Annotated in this window: 11 protein-coding genes and 1 pseudogene; all 12 read right to left on the reverse strand. The window is 71.5% G+C overall.

The features are described from left to right. Positions 1-167: 167 nt before the first annotated feature. The gene (locus tag ACFC1F_RS00415) at positions 168-830 is read right to left on the reverse strand and encodes a LuxR C-terminal-related transcriptional regulator (protein ID WP_376154665.1); all 663 of its coding nucleotides are present in this window, start codon (positions 828-830) and stop codon (positions 168-170) included. A gap of 117 nt (positions 831-947) precedes the next feature. Continuing rightward, complete coding sequence (locus ACFC1F_RS00420) at positions 948-1,958, reverse strand: polyprenyl synthetase family protein (protein WP_376154666.1); 1,011 nt, start codon at positions 1,956-1,958, stop codon at positions 948-950. 231 nt (positions 1,959-2,189) lie between these two features. Continuing rightward, positions 2,190-3,779: an NADH-quinone oxidoreductase subunit NuoN gene (gene nuoN, locus ACFC1F_RS00425; RefSeq protein WP_307853173.1), complete on the reverse strand. Its 1,590-nt coding sequence runs from the start codon at positions 3,777-3,779 to the stop codon at positions 2,190-2,192. A gap of 68 nt (positions 3,780-3,847) precedes the next feature. Further along, positions 3,848-5,479, reverse strand: coding sequence for an NADH-quinone oxidoreductase subunit M (locus ACFC1F_RS00430; RefSeq protein WP_209412996.1), 1,632 nt, complete (start codon positions 5,477-5,479; stop codon positions 3,848-3,850). 166 nt (positions 5,480-5,645) lie between these two features. Further along, the gene (gene nuoL, locus ACFC1F_RS00435) at positions 5,646-7,541 is read right to left on the reverse strand and encodes an NADH-quinone oxidoreductase subunit L (protein ID WP_376154668.1); all 1,896 of its coding nucleotides are present in this window, start codon (positions 7,539-7,541) and stop codon (positions 5,646-5,648) included. Between the two features lie 14 nt (positions 7,542-7,555). Next, a complete protein-coding gene (nuoK, locus tag ACFC1F_RS00440; protein ID WP_209412994.1) occupies positions 7,556-7,855 on the reverse strand; it encodes an NADH-quinone oxidoreductase subunit NuoK in 300 nt (99 codons plus the stop codon). A gap of 188 nt (positions 7,856-8,043) precedes the next feature. Continuing rightward, positions 8,044-8,871 (reverse strand): annotated as a pseudogene (locus tag ACFC1F_RS00445) (NADH-quinone oxidoreductase subunit J); the annotation flags it as partial. A 14-nt stretch (positions 8,872-8,885) separates the two neighbouring features. Further along, positions 8,886-9,398 (reverse strand): NADH-quinone oxidoreductase subunit NuoI, encoded by a 513-nt coding sequence (gene nuoI / locus ACFC1F_RS00450; RefSeq protein ID WP_376154814.1) that lies wholly within the window; start codon positions 9,396-9,398, stop codon positions 8,886-8,888. Positions 9,399-9,503: 105 nt separating this feature from the next. Then, a complete protein-coding gene (nuoH, locus tag ACFC1F_RS00455) occupies positions 9,504-10,835 on the reverse strand; it encodes an NADH-quinone oxidoreductase subunit NuoH (RefSeq protein WP_376154670.1) in 1,332 nt (443 codons plus the stop codon). Next, entirely contained in the window at positions 10,832-13,390 is a 2,559-nt protein-coding gene (locus tag ACFC1F_RS00460; RefSeq protein WP_376154672.1) for an NADH-quinone oxidoreductase subunit G, read from the reverse strand. Before ACFC1F_RS00460 ends, nuoH begins: the two co-directional genes overlap by 4 nt. After that, entirely contained in the window at positions 13,387-14,748 is a 1,362-nt protein-coding gene (gene nuoF / locus ACFC1F_RS00465) for an NADH-quinone oxidoreductase subunit NuoF (protein WP_376154674.1), read from the reverse strand. Before nuoF ends, ACFC1F_RS00460 begins: the two co-directional genes overlap by 4 nt. Continuing rightward, positions 14,748-15,572, reverse strand: coding sequence for an NADH-quinone oxidoreductase subunit NuoE (nuoE, locus tag ACFC1F_RS00470; RefSeq protein ID WP_376154815.1), 825 nt, complete (start codon positions 15,570-15,572; stop codon positions 14,748-14,750). The genes nuoF and nuoE overlap by 1 nt, the downstream gene beginning before the upstream one ends. Positions 15,573-15,585 lie beyond the last annotated feature (13 nt).

Genomic DNA, 15,585 nt, shown 5'->3' on the forward strand with positions numbered 1-15,585 from the left:
AAATCACGGCCACACCCGGTACAACGCCCCAAGGCCGCGGTCTCATACCGGGCCGTGGCCTCCTACCGGGCCGGCGGGCGGGCAGCACGAGTTCACCCGGAACCCGTTCGTCCGGATCCTGTTCGTCCGGATCCCAAGTGTTCGGATCCCACGTGTTCGGGTGCGTACTACGAGTTCAGGTAGGTGAGCACCGCCAGCACCCGGCGGTGGTCCTCGGAGCTCTGGGTCAGGCCCAGCTTGAGGAAGATGTTGCTGACGTGCTTCTCCACCGCACCGTCCGAGACCACCAGCTGCTTGGCCACCGCCGCGTTGGTCCGGCCCTCGGCCATCAGCCCGAGCACCTCGCGCTCGCGCGGGGTCAGCCCGGCCAGCACGTCGCCCTTGCGGCTGCGGCTGAGCAGCTGCTGCACGACCTCCGGGTCCAGCGCGGTGCCGCCGCCGGCGACCCGGACCACCGCGTCCACGAACTCGCGCACCTCGGCCACCCGGTCCTTCAACAGGTAGCCCACGCCCCGGGTGGAACCGGCCAGCAGCTCGGAGGCGTACCGCTCCTCCACGTACTGCGACAGCACCAGGACGCCCAGGTCCGGGTAGAGGCCGCGGAGCGTGACGCAGGCACGGACGCCCTCGTCGGTGTGGGTGGGGGGCATCCGGACGTCGGCGACCACCACGTCGGGCAGCGCGCCGCCCTCGGCCAGGTCGTGGACGGCCTTCAGCAGCGCCTCACCGTCCCCGACACCTGCCACGACCTCCAGACCCCGGTCGGTGAGCAGCCTGGTCAGGCCCTCCCGCAGCAGTACGGAGTCCTCGGCGATGACGACGCGAAGCATGGGGGCCTTCCGGTCGGGCGGTGCTGCGGGCTGAGCTGACGACGGCCAGTCTTCCCTACTCGCACCACCACCGGGCGACAAATCACACCGGGTCCCGGACTCGTCCGGGCCGGCGCCTCACATCGTGCGGATGGCCACCGCGTCGCAGAGTCCCTGGAGCGCCGCCTTGGCCGCGCCCTCCGGCAGCGGGCCGAGCAGCGCGCGGGCCTCCTCGGCGTGTCGCAGCGTCTCCCGGCGGGCGTGCTCCAGCGCCGGGTGGCGGCGCAGCAGGCGCAGCGCCTCGGCGTGCAGCTCGTCGTCGCCGAGGTCGGAGTCGATCAGCTCGCGCAGCCGCAGGTCGGCCGGGTCCGACTCGTCCACCGGCATCTGCCGCAGCAGCAGGGTGGGCAGGGTCGCCACGCCCTCGCGCAGGTCGGTGCCGGGGGTCTTGCCGGACTCGTGACCGTCACTGGCGATGTCGATCACGTCGTCGGCCAGCTGGAACGCGATGCCGATGCGCTCGCCGTACGCGCTGAGGATGTCCGTGATCCAGGGCTCGGCGCCGGCCAGCAGTGCTCCTATCCGGCAGGAGACGGCGATCAGCGAACCGGTCTTGCCGGCGAGCACGTCGAGGTAGTGGTGCAGCGGGTCGTCGTCCGGGCCGGGACCGGCCGTCTCCAGGATCTGGCCGGTGACCAGCCGCTCGAAGGCGTCGGCCTGCACGCGGACGGCCTCCGGGCCGAGGTCGGCGAGCACCTGGGAGGCACGGGAGAAGAGGAAGTCGCCGGTGAGGATGGCGACCGAGTTGTCCCAGCGCGAGTTGGCGCTGGGGGCGCCGCGGCGCACGGGGGCCTCGTCCATCACGTCGTCGTGGTAGAGCGTCGCGAGGTGGGTCAGCTCGACGACGACGGCGGCCGGCACCACACCGGGGGCGTTGGCGTCACCGAACTGGGCGGCGAGCATCACCAGCAGGGGGCGGAAGCGCTTGCCGCCCGCTTCCATCAGGTGGCTGGCGGTGACGGTCACGAGCGGGACGTCGCTCTTCACGGCCTCGATGAGCGCGGCCTCCACCGCGTCCATCCCGGCCTGGACGTCACGGGTCAGATCGCGGTCCTGCACGCTGAGCCCAAAGGGTCCCACGACGGTCACGAAGACCACTCCTCTGTCCCTGGTCGATCTAGCGGCCTGGTCCCTGAGTGCCGCCGCTGGCCATACAGGCAGGGTATCCGGTCGCGAGTGGATCACTGCACGGGCGTGCGGATCCTGTCATGGTCGGGCCGGACGCGCTGGTCGGAGCCGGTCCGGGAGCGGCGCGTCCGGGCCGCGCGGATGCGCGCGCGGCCCGGACGGCGGAGCGCCGGCGGGTGGCCGGCCCGGGGCTCAGCGGACGAAGAGCGAGGCCTTCGACGCCAGGTCCAGGAAGTACTGCGGAAGCAGGCCGAGGCCGAGGGTGACGAGGACTCCGAAGCCGATCGCCGTGGCCGTGAAGGCGCTCGGGATGGCCACGGTCGGGCCGCCCGGCTGCGGGTCGGAGAAGAACATCAGCACGATCACCCTGATGTAGAAGAACGCGGCCACCGCCGAGCTGAGCACACCGACGATCACCAGCGGGGTCGCCCCGCCCGCCGCCGCGGCCTGGAAGACCGCGAACTTCCCGGTGAAGCCCGAGGTGAGCGGGATCCCCGCGAAGGCCAGCAGGAAGAGCGCGAAGACCGCCGCGACCAGCGGCGAGCGCCGGCCCAGCCCGGCCCAGCTGGACAGGTGGGTGGCCTCGCCCTTGGAGTCGCGCACCAGGGTGACCACGGCGAAGGCGCCGAGCGTCACGAAGGAGTACGCCAGCAGGTAGAACAGCACCGAGCTGAGGCCCTGCTTGTTGGTGGCGATCACACCGGTCAGGATGAAACCGGCGTGCGCGATGGAGGAGTAGGCGAGCAGCCGCTTCACGTCCTGCTGGGTGACGGCCAGGATCGCGCCGACCACCATGGTCAGGATCGCCACGCCCCAGAGCACCGGCCGCCAGTCCAGCCGCAGGCCCGGGAAGGCCACGTAGAACAGCCGGAGGAAGGCGCCGAACGCGGCCACCTTGGTCGCGGCCGCCATGAAACCGGTGACCGGGGTCGGCGCGCCCTGGTAGACGTCCGGGGTCCAGGAGTGGAACGGCACCGCGCCGACCTTGAAGAGCAGGCCGACCGCGAGCATCGCCAGGCCCACCAGCAGCAGCGCGTCGTTCTGGGTGGTGGAGAGCAGGGCCGGGGTGGCCAGCGCCTTGCCGGAGATGACGTCCGCGATGTCGCCGAGCCGCACGCTGCCCGCGTACCCGTACAGCAGGGCGGTTCCGAAGAGGAAGAACGCCGAGGCGAAGGCGCCGAGCAGGAAGTACTTGACCGCCGCCTCCTGGGAGAGCAGCCGGCGCCGGCGGGCCAGCGCGCAGAGCAGGTACAGCGGGAGGGAGAAGACCTCCAGCGCCACGAACATGGTCAGCAGGTCGTTGGCCGCGGGGAAGAGCAGCATGCCGCCGACCGCGAACATGGTCAGCGGGAAGACCTCGCTGGTGCCGAAGCCCGCCCGGACCGCGGCGCGCTCCTGCTCGCCGCCCGGGGTGGCGGCGGCCTGCGCCGCGAAGGCGTCGGCCGGCTCGCCGCCGGCCTTGGGCTCCAGCCTGCGCTCGGCGTAGGTGAGCACCGCGACCACGGCGGCCAGCAGGATCACGCCCTGCAGGAAGAGCGCCGGGCCGTCCAGCGCGATCGCGCCCATCGCCAGCAGGTCGACCTTGGTGGAGCCGTAGCCCTGGGAGGCGAGCACCACGACGGCGGTGAACGCGCCGGCCAGGCCGAGCAGGGCCAGCCAGACCTGGGCCCGGTGCCGGTGCCGGCGCGGGACGAAGGCCTCCAGCAGGACGCCCGCCACGGCGGTGGCGAACACCACCAGCATCGGGGAGAGCAGCCCGTACTCGATGTGCGGCGCCGGGATGCTCTGGGTGTTGCCCCCGGCGGCGGCGAGGCTGTTGCCGCCGGCGGCGGCGAGCCATCCGGTGGTGCTCACTTGTGCTCACCTCCTGAGGTGGCGTCTCCGTGGGCGGCGACCGGGTGGGCCGGTGCCGGGTCGGACTGGTGGACCTGCGAGAGGGTCGCGTCCACCGCCGGGTTGACGATGTCGGTGAGCGGCTTCGGGTAGACGCCGAGCAGGACGGTCAGCGCCACCAGCGGGGCGACGACCGCGAGCTCGCGCACCTTGAGGTCGGACATGCTGCGCACCCCGTCCTTGACCGGGCCGGTCATGGTGCGCTGGTAGAGCAGCAGGGCGTAGAGCGCGGCGAGCACGATGCCGAAGGTGGCGACGATGCCGATCGCCGGGTACCGGGTGAAGGTGCCGACCAGGACGAGGAACTCGCTGACGAACGGCGCCAGGCCGGGCAGCGAGAGGGTGGCCAGGCCGCCGATCAGGAACGTCCCGGCGAGCACCGGGGCGACCTTCTGCACGCCGCCGTAGTCGGCGATCAGGCGGGAGCCGCGGCGGGAGATCAGGAAGCCGGCCACCAGCATCCACGCGGCGGTGGAGATGCCGTGGTTCACCATGTAGAGGGTGGCGCCGCTCTGGCCCTGGCTGGTCAGCGCGAAGATGCCCATGATGATGAAGCCGAAGTGCGAGATGGAGGCGTAGGCGACCAGCCGCTTGATGTCCTTCTGGCCGATGGCGAGCAGCGCGCCGTAGATGATCCCGATCACCGAGAGGACCAGGATCGCCGGAGCGAAGGTCTTCGAGGCGTCCGGGAAGAGGCCGAGGCAGTAGCGGAGCATCGCGAAGGTGCCGACCTTGTCGACCACCGCGGTGATCAGCACGGCCGTTCCGGCGGTGGACTCCCCCATCGCGTTCGGCAGCCAGGTGTGCAGCGGCCAGAGCGGGGCCTTCACCGCGAAGGCGAAGAAGAAGCCGAGGAACAGCGCCTTCTCGGCGGTGCCGCTGAGCACCAGCCGGCCGTCGGCGATCGCACCGGTCAGCGTCGGCAGGTCGAAGGTCGCGAAGCCCTGGTCCTGCGCGATCACGTACAGGCCGATCACGGCGGCCAGCATGACCAGGCCGCCGAGCAGGTTGTAGAGCAGGAACTTCACCGCGGCGTACGAGCGCTGGCGTGCCGACTCGGGGCCGCCCGCCCTGTCGCCGAAGCCGCCGATCAGGAAGTACATCGGGATCAGCATGGCTTCGAAGAAGACGTAGAAGACGAAGACGTCGGTGGCGTAGAAGGAGACGATCACCATCGCCTCGACCGCCAGGATCAGGGCGAAGAAGCCCTGGGTGCGCCTGCGGTTCTCGAAGGTGCCGTCCGGCGCGGCGGGCCCCGGGTCGGCGTCGTGCCAGGAGGCCAGCATCACGATCGGGACCAGCACCGCGGTGAGCAGTGCCAGCACGGTGCCGATGCCGTCCACGCCGAGCGAGAAGTCGATGCCGAAGGAGCGGATCCAGCTGTAGGACTCGGTCAGCTGGTAGCGCGCCCCGCCCGGCTCGAACCGCACGGCCACGGCGGCGGCCAGGGCCAGGGTGACGGCCGAGACGCCGAGCGCGACGGCCTTGGTGGTCCGCCGCCGGGCCTCGGTGGACCCGGCGGGCAGCGCGGCGGTGAGCACCGCGCCGGCCGCCGGGACGGCGCAGGTGACGGACAGCAGGTAGCTCATGCCGCCACCCCTGCCCCAGCCGCCGGCCGGGGGGACCCCCGACGCCCGGCGGGGGCGTCCGCCCACCCGCGCCGGTCGGTGCCTCGTCCTCCCCCGGCCGTCGGCCGGGGGTGCCCCCGCCGCTCGCTCACGGGCCGTACCCCCCAACGGTTTTCGGGCCTATTCATCAGACGGACCTCATCAGGAGAGTCGTGGCGACCAGCACCAGCGTGCCGCCGAACATGGAGAGCGCGTACGAGCGGACGTAGCCGTTCTGGATCCGCCGCAGCCGGCTGGAGATGCCGCCGATGGCGGCGGCCAGGCCGTTGACGAAGCCGTCCAGGCCGCGGCTGTCGAAGTAGACCAGGGCCGCGGTGAGCGCCGAGCCGGGCCGGACCAGGACGGCGTGGTTGAAGTCGTCCTGGAGCAGGTCACGGCGGGCGGCCCGGGTGAGCGCGGAACCGACCGGCGGCACCACGGGGACGGCGGAGCGCCCGTACATCAGGTACGAGACCACGACGCCGATCACCATGCAGACCGTGGCGAGCAGGGTGACCGTCAGTGCGGAGAGCGGCGAGTGGCCCTCCTCGTGGCCGGTGACCGGCTCCAGCCAGTCGAGGAAGGAACTGTTCAGGACGAACAGCCCGCCCGCGAAGACCGAGCCGAAGGCCAGCACGATCATCGGGATCGTCATGGTGCCCGGCGACTCGTGCGGGTGCGGGTCGTGCCCCTCGGTGTCGGGCTGCCAGCGCTTCTCGCCGAAGAAGGTCAGGATCATCACCCGGGTCATGTAGAACGCGGTGACGGCCGCACCGACGAGGGTGCAGACCCCGAGGATCCAGCCCTCGGTGCCGCCCTTGGCGAAGGCCGCCTCGATGATCTTGTCCTTGGAGAAGAAGCCGGACAGGCCGGGGAAGCCGATGATGGCCAGGTAGGCGAGGCCGAAGGTGACGAAGGTGACCGGCATGTACTTGCGCAGGCCGCCGTAGTGACGCATGTTCACCTCGTCGTTCATGCCGTGCATGACCGACCCCGCGCCGAGGAACAGCCCGGCCTTGAAGAAGCCGTGCGTGACCAGGTGCATGATCGCGAAGGCGTAGCCGATCGGGCCGAGGCCGGCCGCCAGGATCATGTAGCCGATCTGCGACATGGTCGACCCGGCCAGCGCCTTCTTGATGTCGTCCTTGGCGCAACCGATGATCGCACCGAAGAGCAGCGTGACCGCGCCGACCGCCACCACGGCGGTCTGGGCGTCCGGCGCCAGGTTGAAGATCGCACCGGAGCGGACGATCAGGTAGACACCGGCGGTCACCATGGTGGCCGCGTGGATCAGGGCCGAGACCGGGGTCGGGCCCTCCATGGCGTCCCCGAGCCAGGACTGCAGCGGCACCTGGGCGGACTTGCCGCAGGCCGCCAGCAGCAGCATCAGGCCGATCGCCGTCAGCTTGCCCTCACTGGCCTGGCCGGCGTCCTGGAAGACCGGCCCGAAGGCGAAGGACCCGAACTCCGCGAACATCAGCATGATCGCGATGGAGAGGCCCATGTCACCGACGCGGTTGACGATGAACGCCTTCTTGGCGGCCGTCGCGGCGCTCGGCTTGTGCTGCCAGAAGCCGATCAGCAGGTACGAGGCGAGGCCCACGCCCTCCCAACCGACGTACAGGAGGAGGTAGTTGTCGGCGATCACCAGCAGCACCATGGCCGCCAGGAACAGGTTCAGGTACCCGAAGAAGCGGCGCCGGCGCTCGTCGTGCGCCATGTACCCCACCGAGTAGAGGTGGATCAGCGTGCCCACGCCGGTGATCAGCAGGACGAAGGTGATCGAGAGCTGGTCGAGCAGGAACGAGACGTCGGCCTGGAAGCCGTTCACCGGGATCCAGGTGTACAGGAATTTGGTGACGGCGCGTTCCTCGGCGGGGCGGCCCAGCATGTCCGAGAACAGGGCGAGCCCGAAGCCGAAGGAGAGCGCGGCCAGCGCGGTGGCGAGCCAGTGACCGAAGCGGTCGAAGAACCGGCCGCCGAGCAGCAGCAGGGCAGCACCGGCCAGCGGAGCCGCCACGAGCAGCGGAATGAGAGAGTTCACCGAAGGCCCTCCGCCTACAGCTTCATCAGATTGCTGTCGTCGACCGAAGCGGAGTGCCTGGTCCGGAAGATGGAGACGATGATGGCGAGGCCGACCACGACCTCGGCCGCCGCGACCACCATGGTGAAGAAGGCGATGATCTGGCCGTCCAGGTTGCCGTGCAGCCGGGAGAAGGTGACCAGGGCCAGGTTCGAGGCGTTGAGCATCAGCTCGACGCACATGAACAGGACGATCGCGTTGCGTCGGATCAGCACGCCGGAGGCGCCGATGGTGAACAACAGGGCGGAGAGATAGAGGTAGTTGACCGGATTCACTCCGCGCCCTCCTCGTCGTGGCCGTTCGACGCGGTGTGGTTGTTGGTACCCGCCGGTTCCAGCTCCTTGTGCGGGCCGTTGCCCGAGCCCTTGCCCGACCCCTTGCCCGAACCGTTGCCCGGGCCGTTGCGCGGGCCCTTGCCCAAGCCCTTGCCGGAACCGTTGGCCGGGCCGTTGCCCGGACCGTTGCGCGGGCCGGTCACCGACGGGCGCTCGGACGGCGCGCGGCCCAGCCAGTCGGCGGTGGTCGACTCCAGCTCGGCCATCCGCCGGAGCATCTCCTGGCTGACGTCGCGGATCTGGCCGCGCTCGCGCAGCGTCCCCATCACCGAGTCCTCGGCGGCCGTGCCGTCCGGCAGCAGGCCGGGGACGTCCACCGCGTTGTGCCGGGCGTAGACGCCGGGCGCGGGCAGCGGCGGGACCTGGATGTTGTCCAGGATCCGCCGGGCCGCCAGCTCGCGCTGGGTCTTCGGGGCCTTCACGTGCTCGCGGTGGGTCAGCACCATGGCGCCGATCGCGGCCGTGATCAGCAGCGCGCCGGTGACCTCGAACGCCCAGACGTACTTGGTGAAGATCAGCCGGGCCAGGCCCTGGACGTTGCCCTCGGCGTTGGCCTCGGCGAGGCCGGTGAAGGTGTCCAGCTTGGCGTTGGCGATGCCCGCGATCAGCAGCACGCCGAAGCCCAGCCCGCAGAGCACCGCGGCGAACCGCTGGCCCTTGAGCTGCTCCTTCAACGAGTCGGCGCTGGTGACACCGACCAGCATGACCACGAAGAGGAAGAGCATCATGATCGCGCCGGTGTAGACGACGATCTGCACCACACCCAGGAACACCGCGCCCTGGGCCATGTAACAGACCGCCAGGGCGAGCATGGTGGCCGCCAGGCAGAGCGCGCTGTGCACGGCCTTCTTCATCAGCAGCATGCCCAGCGCGCCGCCGACGGCGATCACCGCGAGCACCCAGAACTGGACGGCCTCACCGGTGGAGGTCGCGCCCGTCACGGCGGCGAGGTTCAGCGTGGAGGAGGCGGTCACTGCTGGGCCTCCTTGTCCCGGTCGGTGCGCTCCTGCGGAACCGTCCCCGGCGCCGCCGCGGTGATCTCGCCCCGGTAGTAGGCGCCCTCGTCGGCGCCGGGGAAGATCGCGTGCGGGGTGTCGACCATCCCCTCGGAGAGGCCGACCAGCAGCTGCTCCTTGGTGAAGATGAGGTCCCGGCGGGAGGAGTCCGCGAGCTCGTACTCGTTGGTCATGGTGAGCGCGCGGGTCGGACAGGCCTCGATGCAGAGGCCGCAGAGGATGCAGCGGGCGTAGTTGATCTGGTAGACCGCGCCGTACCGCTCACCGGGCGAGTAGCGCTCCTCCTCGCGGTTGTCCGCGCCCTCGACGTAGATCGCGTCGGCCGGGCAGGCCCACGCGCAGAGTTCGCAGCCGACGCACTTCTCCAGGCCGTCCGGGTGCCGGTTCAGCTGGTGGCGGCCGTGGAAGCGCGGAGCGGTGGGCTTCTTCTGCTCCGGGTACTGCTCGGTGAGCCGCTTCTTGAACATGGCCTTGAAGGTCACGCCGAAGCCGGCGGCCGGCCCGAGGACGGAAGGCTTGTCGGGCCGGTCTGGCCGGTCGCCGCTGCCGTTCTGGTCGGACGACATCTCGGTTCAGCTCCCTTCGGAATGGTCGGCCCCGTTGAGGGCGTCCTGGAGTTGCTTCGGGGCGCGGCTGCGCCGGCGCGGGACCGGCTGGAGCTTCTGGCCGGGCAGCGGCGGCACCGGGTACCCGCCCGCCATCGGGTCGAACTTCCCCGCGGACGGGACCGCCTCCTCCGGCTCGGGCTTGCGCTTCACGACGTCCCGCGCCAGGGCGAGCAGCAGGATCGCGCCGACCGGGGCACCGACGTACAGCACCACCTCGCCGAAGTCGTAGCCCTCGTTCCGCAGCGCCCGGACGCTGGAGACCATGACCAGCCAGACCAGCGAGACCGGGATCAGCACCTTCCAGCCCAGCTTCATGAACTGGTCGTAGCGGAGCCGGGGCAGGGTGCCGCGCAGCCAGATGAAGAAGAAGAGCAGCAGCTGGATCTTGAGGATGATCCAGAGCATCGGCCACCAGCCGTGGTTGGCCCCCTCCCAGAAGGTGGAGACCGGCCAGGGCGCGCGCCAGCCGCCCAGGAAGAGGGTGGACGCGACCGCCGAGACGGTGACCATGTTGACGTACTCGGCCAGCATGAACATCGCGAACTTCAGCGAGGAGTACTCGGTGTTGAAGCCGCCGACCAGCTCGCCCTCGGCCTCCGGGAGGTCGAACGGCGCCCGGTTGGTCTCCCCGACCATCGCGATGATGTAGACGATGAAGGAGACCGGCAGCAGGACCGCGAACCAGGTCGGCTGCTGCGAGGCGACGATCTCCGAGGTGGACATCGACCCCGAGTAGATGAACACCGCCGCGAAGGACAGTCCCATCGCGATCTCGTAGCTGATCATCTGCGCGGACGAACGGATCCCGCCGAGCAGCGGGTACGTCGAACCGGACGACCAGCCGGCCAGCACGATGCCGTAGATGCCGACCGAGGCCGTCGCCAGGATGTAGAGCAGCGCCACCGGGAAGTCGGTCAGCTGGAGCGGCGTCCGGGTGCCGAAGATCGACACCTCGTCACCGGCCGGGCCGAACGGGATCACCGCGAAGGCCATGAACGCGGGGATGGCGCAGACGATCGGGGCCAGGATGTAGACCGCCTTGTCGGCGCTCGTGACCACCAGGTCTTCCTTGAGCGCCAGCTTCACGCCGTCCGCGAGCGACTGCAGCATGCCCCAGGGGCCGTGCCGGTTGGGGCCGATGCGCAGCTGCATCCAGGCCACGACCTTGCGCTCCCAGACGATCGCGATCAGCACCGTGCCGACCAGGAAGGCGAAGCAGAAGACCGCCTTCAGCAGCACCAGCCACCAGGGGTCGCGGCCGAAGAAGCCCAGGGTCTCGTACGCGGCGAGGTTCACAGCTCCTCCTCCGGGGTCGGGTCGGCCTCAGTGCCGGGGGTGCCGGGAGTCTCGGTGCTGGCCGTTACGGCGGCGGCGCCGATGGTGGCGGCCGCGATGGTGACCAGGTGGCCCACGGTGGTGCCGAGGGCGCGATGGGCGCCGCCCGGGGTCGAGTTGAGCGGGATCCAGACCGTGCGGTCCGGGATGTCCTTGGTGATCTCCAGCGGCAGCGTCAGCGACCCGGCCGGACCGGTCAGCCGCAGGGCGGCGGACGGCCCCTCCGTCACGCCGATCTCCTCCGCGGTGACCGGCGAGATCCGGGCGACCGCCCGGTGCCTCGTCCCCGCGAGGTGCTGGTCCCCCTGCTGGAGCGTGCCGTTGTCCAACAGCTGCCGCCAACCCGCGAGCACCGCCTGGCCGGTGGCCGGCCGGGGCAGCAGCCCCGGGTGGGTGGCCGGGTCGGTGGCCCGGTCCCCCGCCCACGGCGCGAACCGGTTCAGCTCCAGCCGGACGGCCCGCACGTCGGCCAGGCCGAGCCGGTGGCCCAGCGCGTCGGCCAGCATGTTCAGCACCCGGGCGTCCGGGTGGAAGTGACGGCCCATCTGCTGGTCGGGCTTGAGCGCGGCCTCGAACATCCGCACCCGGCCCTCCCAGTCCAGGAAGGTGCCGGCCTTCTCGGCCACCGCGGCGACCGGCAGCACCACGTCGGCGTGCGCGGTGACGGCGGACGGTCGCAGCTCCAGCGAGACCACGAACGGCACGGCGGCCAGCGCCTGCTCGGCGAGCGCCGGGTCCGGAAGGTCGTCCAGGTCGACGCCGCCGACGAGCAGCGCGCCGAGTTCGCCGCCGAAGGCCGCGCCGAGGATGTCCTCGGTGTCCCGGCCGGGCCGGGCGGGGAGTTCGGCCACCCCCCAGGCGGCGGCGGCCTCGGCGCGCGCAGCCGGCGCCGAGACCGGACGGCCACCGGGCAGCAGCCCCGGCAGTGCGCCGGCCTCGACCGCGCCGCGCTCACCGGCCCGGCGCGGCACCCAGGCGAGCCGGGCGCCGGTGGCGTGGGACAGTCGCAGGGCGGCGGTCAGTGCGCCGGGGGTGGCGGCCAGCCGCTCGCCGACCAGGATGACGGCACCGGGGGTGCGCAGCAGCCCCCCGGCGCGGCTGGCGTCGTCGTTCAGCGGCTCGTCGGCGGCGAGCGCGGCCAGCCACTCGGCCTCGGTGCCTGGGGCGGCGGGCAGCAGCGCGCCGCGCAGCTTGGTCAGGCCCCGGGAGCCGAAGGCGGCGATCGAGAACACCTTGAGGCCGCCGGCGCGCGTCGCCTTGCGCAGCCTCAGGAAGACGATCGGCGACTCCTCCTCGGGCTCGAAGCCCGCGAGCAGGACGGCCGGGGCGCCCTCCAGCTCCTCGTAGGTGACGCCGCTCCCGTCGAGGTCGGTGCCGCGGCCGGCCACGACGGCGGCCAGGAAGGCCGCCTCCTCTCCGCTGTGCGGGCGGGCGCGGAAGTCCACGTCGTTGGTGCCGAGCACCACCCGGGCGAACTTGGCGTAGGCGTAGGCGTCCTCGACGGTGACCCGGCCGCCGGTGAGCACGCCGGTGGGGGCGCCGCGCAGACCCTCGGCGGCCTTGGCCAGCGCCTCCGGCCAGGAGGCCGGGGCCAGCTCACCGGCACCGTCGCGGACGAGCGGGGTGGTGAACCGGTCGCGCTGCTGGGCGTAGCGGAAGGCGAACCGGCCCTTGTCGCAGTTCCACTCCTCGTTGACCGCCGGGTCCTCCCCCGCCAGCCGGCGCAGCACCTTGCCGCGCCGGTGGTCGGTGCGCTGGGCGCAGCCGGAGGAGCAGTGCTCGCAGACGCTCGGCGAGGAGACCAGGTCGAACGGGCGGGAGCGGAAACGATAAGCCGCCGAGGTGAGAGCGCCGACCGGGCAGATCTGGATGGTGTTGCCGGAGAAGTAGGAGTCGAGCGGCTCGGCGTCGCCGGTGCCGACCTGCTGGAGGGCGCCGCGCTCGACCAGGTCGATGAACGGGTCCCCGGCGATCTGCTGCGAGAAGCGGGTGCAGCGGGCGCAGAGCACGCAGCGCTCGCGGTCCAGCAGCACCTGGGTGCTGAGCGGGATCGGCTTCTCGTAGGTGCGCTTCATCCCCTCGAAGCGGGAGTCGGTGTCGCCGGTCGACATCGCCTGGTTCTGCAGCGGGCACTCGCCGCCCTTGTCGCAGACTGGGCAGTCCAGCGGGTGGTTGATCAGCAGCAGCTCCATCACGCCGCGCTGCGCCTTCTCGGCCACCGGCGAGCTGACCTGCGTACGGACCACCATGCCCTCGGCCACCGGGATGGTGCAGGAGGCGACCGGCTTTCGCTGGCCCTCGATCTCGACGATGCACTGCCGGCAGGCGCCGGCCGGATCGAGCAGCGGGTGGTCGCAGAAGCGCGGGATCTGGGTGCCGATCTGCTCGGCGGCCCTGATCACCAACGTCCCCTTGGGGACCTGCACTTCGACGCCGTCGATGGTGAGCGTGACCAGCTCGACCGCGGGCTTGTCGCCCGTGTCGCCCGTGGAGGTGGATGGCTCTGTGATCGTCACGCGTGCACCTCCCTTTCGGTGGCGGACTGGTGGCCGGGGCGGGGGCCGTCGGCCCAGACGGTGGAGGCGGCCGGGTCGAACGGGCAGCGGCGCTCGGCGAGGTGCTGCTCGTACTCGGCCCGGAAGTACTGGAGCGAGGAGACGATCGGGCTGGCCGCGCCGTCGCCCAGGGCGCAGAAGGACTTGCCGTTGATGTTGTCGGCGATGTCGAGCAGCTTCTCCAGGTCGCCGTCGACGCCCTCCCCGGACTCGATCCGCTTGAGCAGCTGGACCAGCCAGTAGGTGCCCTCGCGGCACGGCGTGCACTTGCCGCAGGACTCGTGGGCGTAGAACTCCGTCCAGCGGGTCACGGCCCGGACGACGCAGGTGGTCTCGTCGAAGATCTGCAGCGCCTTGGTGCCGAGCATCGAGCCGGCCGCGCCGACCCCCTCGTAGTCGAGCGGGACGTCGAGGTGCTCGTCGGTGAACATCGGGGTGGACGAGCCGCCCGGCGTCCAGAACTTGAGCCGGTGCCCGGCCCGGACGCCCCCGCTGATGTCCAACAGCTGGCGCAGGGTGATGCCGAGCGGGGCCTCGTACTGGCCGGGGTTGGTGACGTGGCCGGAGAGCGAGTAGAGCGTGAAGCCCGGGGACTTCTCGGTGCCCAGGCCCTTGAACCACTCCTTGCCCTTGGCCAGGATCGGCGGCACCGAGGCGATCGACTCGACGTTGTTGACCACCGTCGGACAGGCGTAGAGGCCGGCGATGGCCGGGAACGGCGGGCGCAGCCGGGGCTGGCCGCGGCGCCCCTCCAGCGAGTCCAGCAGGGCGGTCTCCTCGCCGCAGATGTACGCGCCGGCGCCGGCGTGCACGGTGATGTCGAGGTTGATGCCGGAGCCCAGGATGTCCTTGCCGAGCAGCCCGGCCCCGTACGCCTCGGCGACGGCGGCCTGGAGGCGGCGGAGCACCGGGACGACCTCGCCGCGCAGGTAGACGAAGGCGTGGTCGCAGCGGATCGCGTAGGACGCGATGATCATGCCCTCGATCAGCGAGTGCGGGTTGGCGAAGAGCAGCGGGATGTCCTTGCAGGTGCCCGGCTCGGACTCGTCCGCGTTCACCACCAGGTAGTGCGGCTTGCCGTCGTTCTGCGGGATGAACTGCCACTTCATGCCGGTGGGGAAACCGGCGCCGCCGCGGCCGCGCAGGCCGGAGTCCTTGACCAGGGCGATCACGTCGTCCGGGGGCATCGCGAGGGCGGCCTTCAGGCCCTCGTAGCCGGCGTGACGGCGGTAGGTGGCGAGCGTCCAGGGGCGGCTGTCGTCCCAGGACGCGGAGAGCACGGGGGTGAGCAGCTTCTCGGCCGGCTCGGCGGACGTCATCACGCTTCGGTCCCTTCGTGGCCGGTTCCGTCGCGGTGGGTGCCCTCGCTGCGGGAGCCGTCGCGGTGGGTACCGTCGCTGCGGGTGCCCTCGTGGCGGGTGCCCTCGTGGCGGGTGTCCTCGTGGCGGGGGGAGACGACCTTGGTGCCGGCGGTGCCGGGCAGGGCCTCGCCCTTGGCCAGGCGCAGCCCGGCCAGCGACGGCGCGCCGCCCGCCCCGGACTCGTCCACGACGCCGGCGCGCTCGTCGGCGAAGCCGGCCAGGATCCGGGCGGACTCCTTGAAGCTGCAGAGCCGGGCACCACGGGTGGGCCGGACCTCCTCGCCCGCGCGCAGGTCGTCGACCAGCTGCCGGGCGCTCTCCGGAGTCTGGTTGTCGAAGAACTCCCAGTTGACCATCACCACGGGGGCGTAGTCGCAGGCGGCGTTGCACTCGATGTGCTCGATCGAGATCTCGCCGTCCTCGGTGGTCTCGTTGTTGCGGATGCCGAGGTGCTGCTGGAGCTCGTCGAAGATCTGGTCGCCGCCGAGCACCGCGCAGAGGGTGTTGGTGCAGACCCCGACGTGGTACTTCCCGGCCGGCCGACGCCGGTACATGGTGTAGAAGGTCGCGACGGCGGTCACCTCGGCGGTGGTGAGGTCCAGCTGCTCGGCGCAGAACCGGATGCCGGTCGCGCTGACGAAGCCCTCCTCCGCCTGCACGAGGTGCAGCAGCGGGAGCAGGGCGGACCGGGCCACCGGGTAGCGGCCGATCAGCTCCGCGGCGTCGGCGGCGAGGCGCGCGCGCACCTCCTCGGGGTACGGCCTGGCCGGCAGTGCCGGCAGTCCGAGTTCCACG

Source organism: Kitasatospora sp. NPDC056181, from assembly GCF_042266225.1.
Classification (GTDB): Bacteria; Actinomycetota; Actinomycetes; order Streptomycetales; family Streptomycetaceae; genus Kitasatospora.

What these genes read in the sequence shown, in the direction of transcription:
- ACFC1F_RS00415 (WP_376154665.1), bottom strand. Translation starts at nt 830, where the DNA reads ATGCTTCGCGTCGTCATCGCCGAGGACTCCGTACTGCTGCGGGAGGGC.
- ACFC1F_RS00430 (WP_209412996.1), bottom strand. Translation starts at nt 5,479, where the DNA reads ATGAGCTACCTGCTGTCCGTCACCTGCGCCGTCCCGGCGGCCGGCGCG.
- nuoI (WP_376154814.1), bottom strand. Translation starts at nt 9,398, where the DNA reads ATGTTCAAGAAGCGGCTCACCGAGCAGTACCCGGAGCAGAAGAAGCCC.
- nuoF (WP_376154674.1), bottom strand. Translation starts at nt 14,748, where the DNA reads ATGACGTCCGCCGAGCCGGCCGAGAAGCTGCTCACCCCCGTGCTCTCC.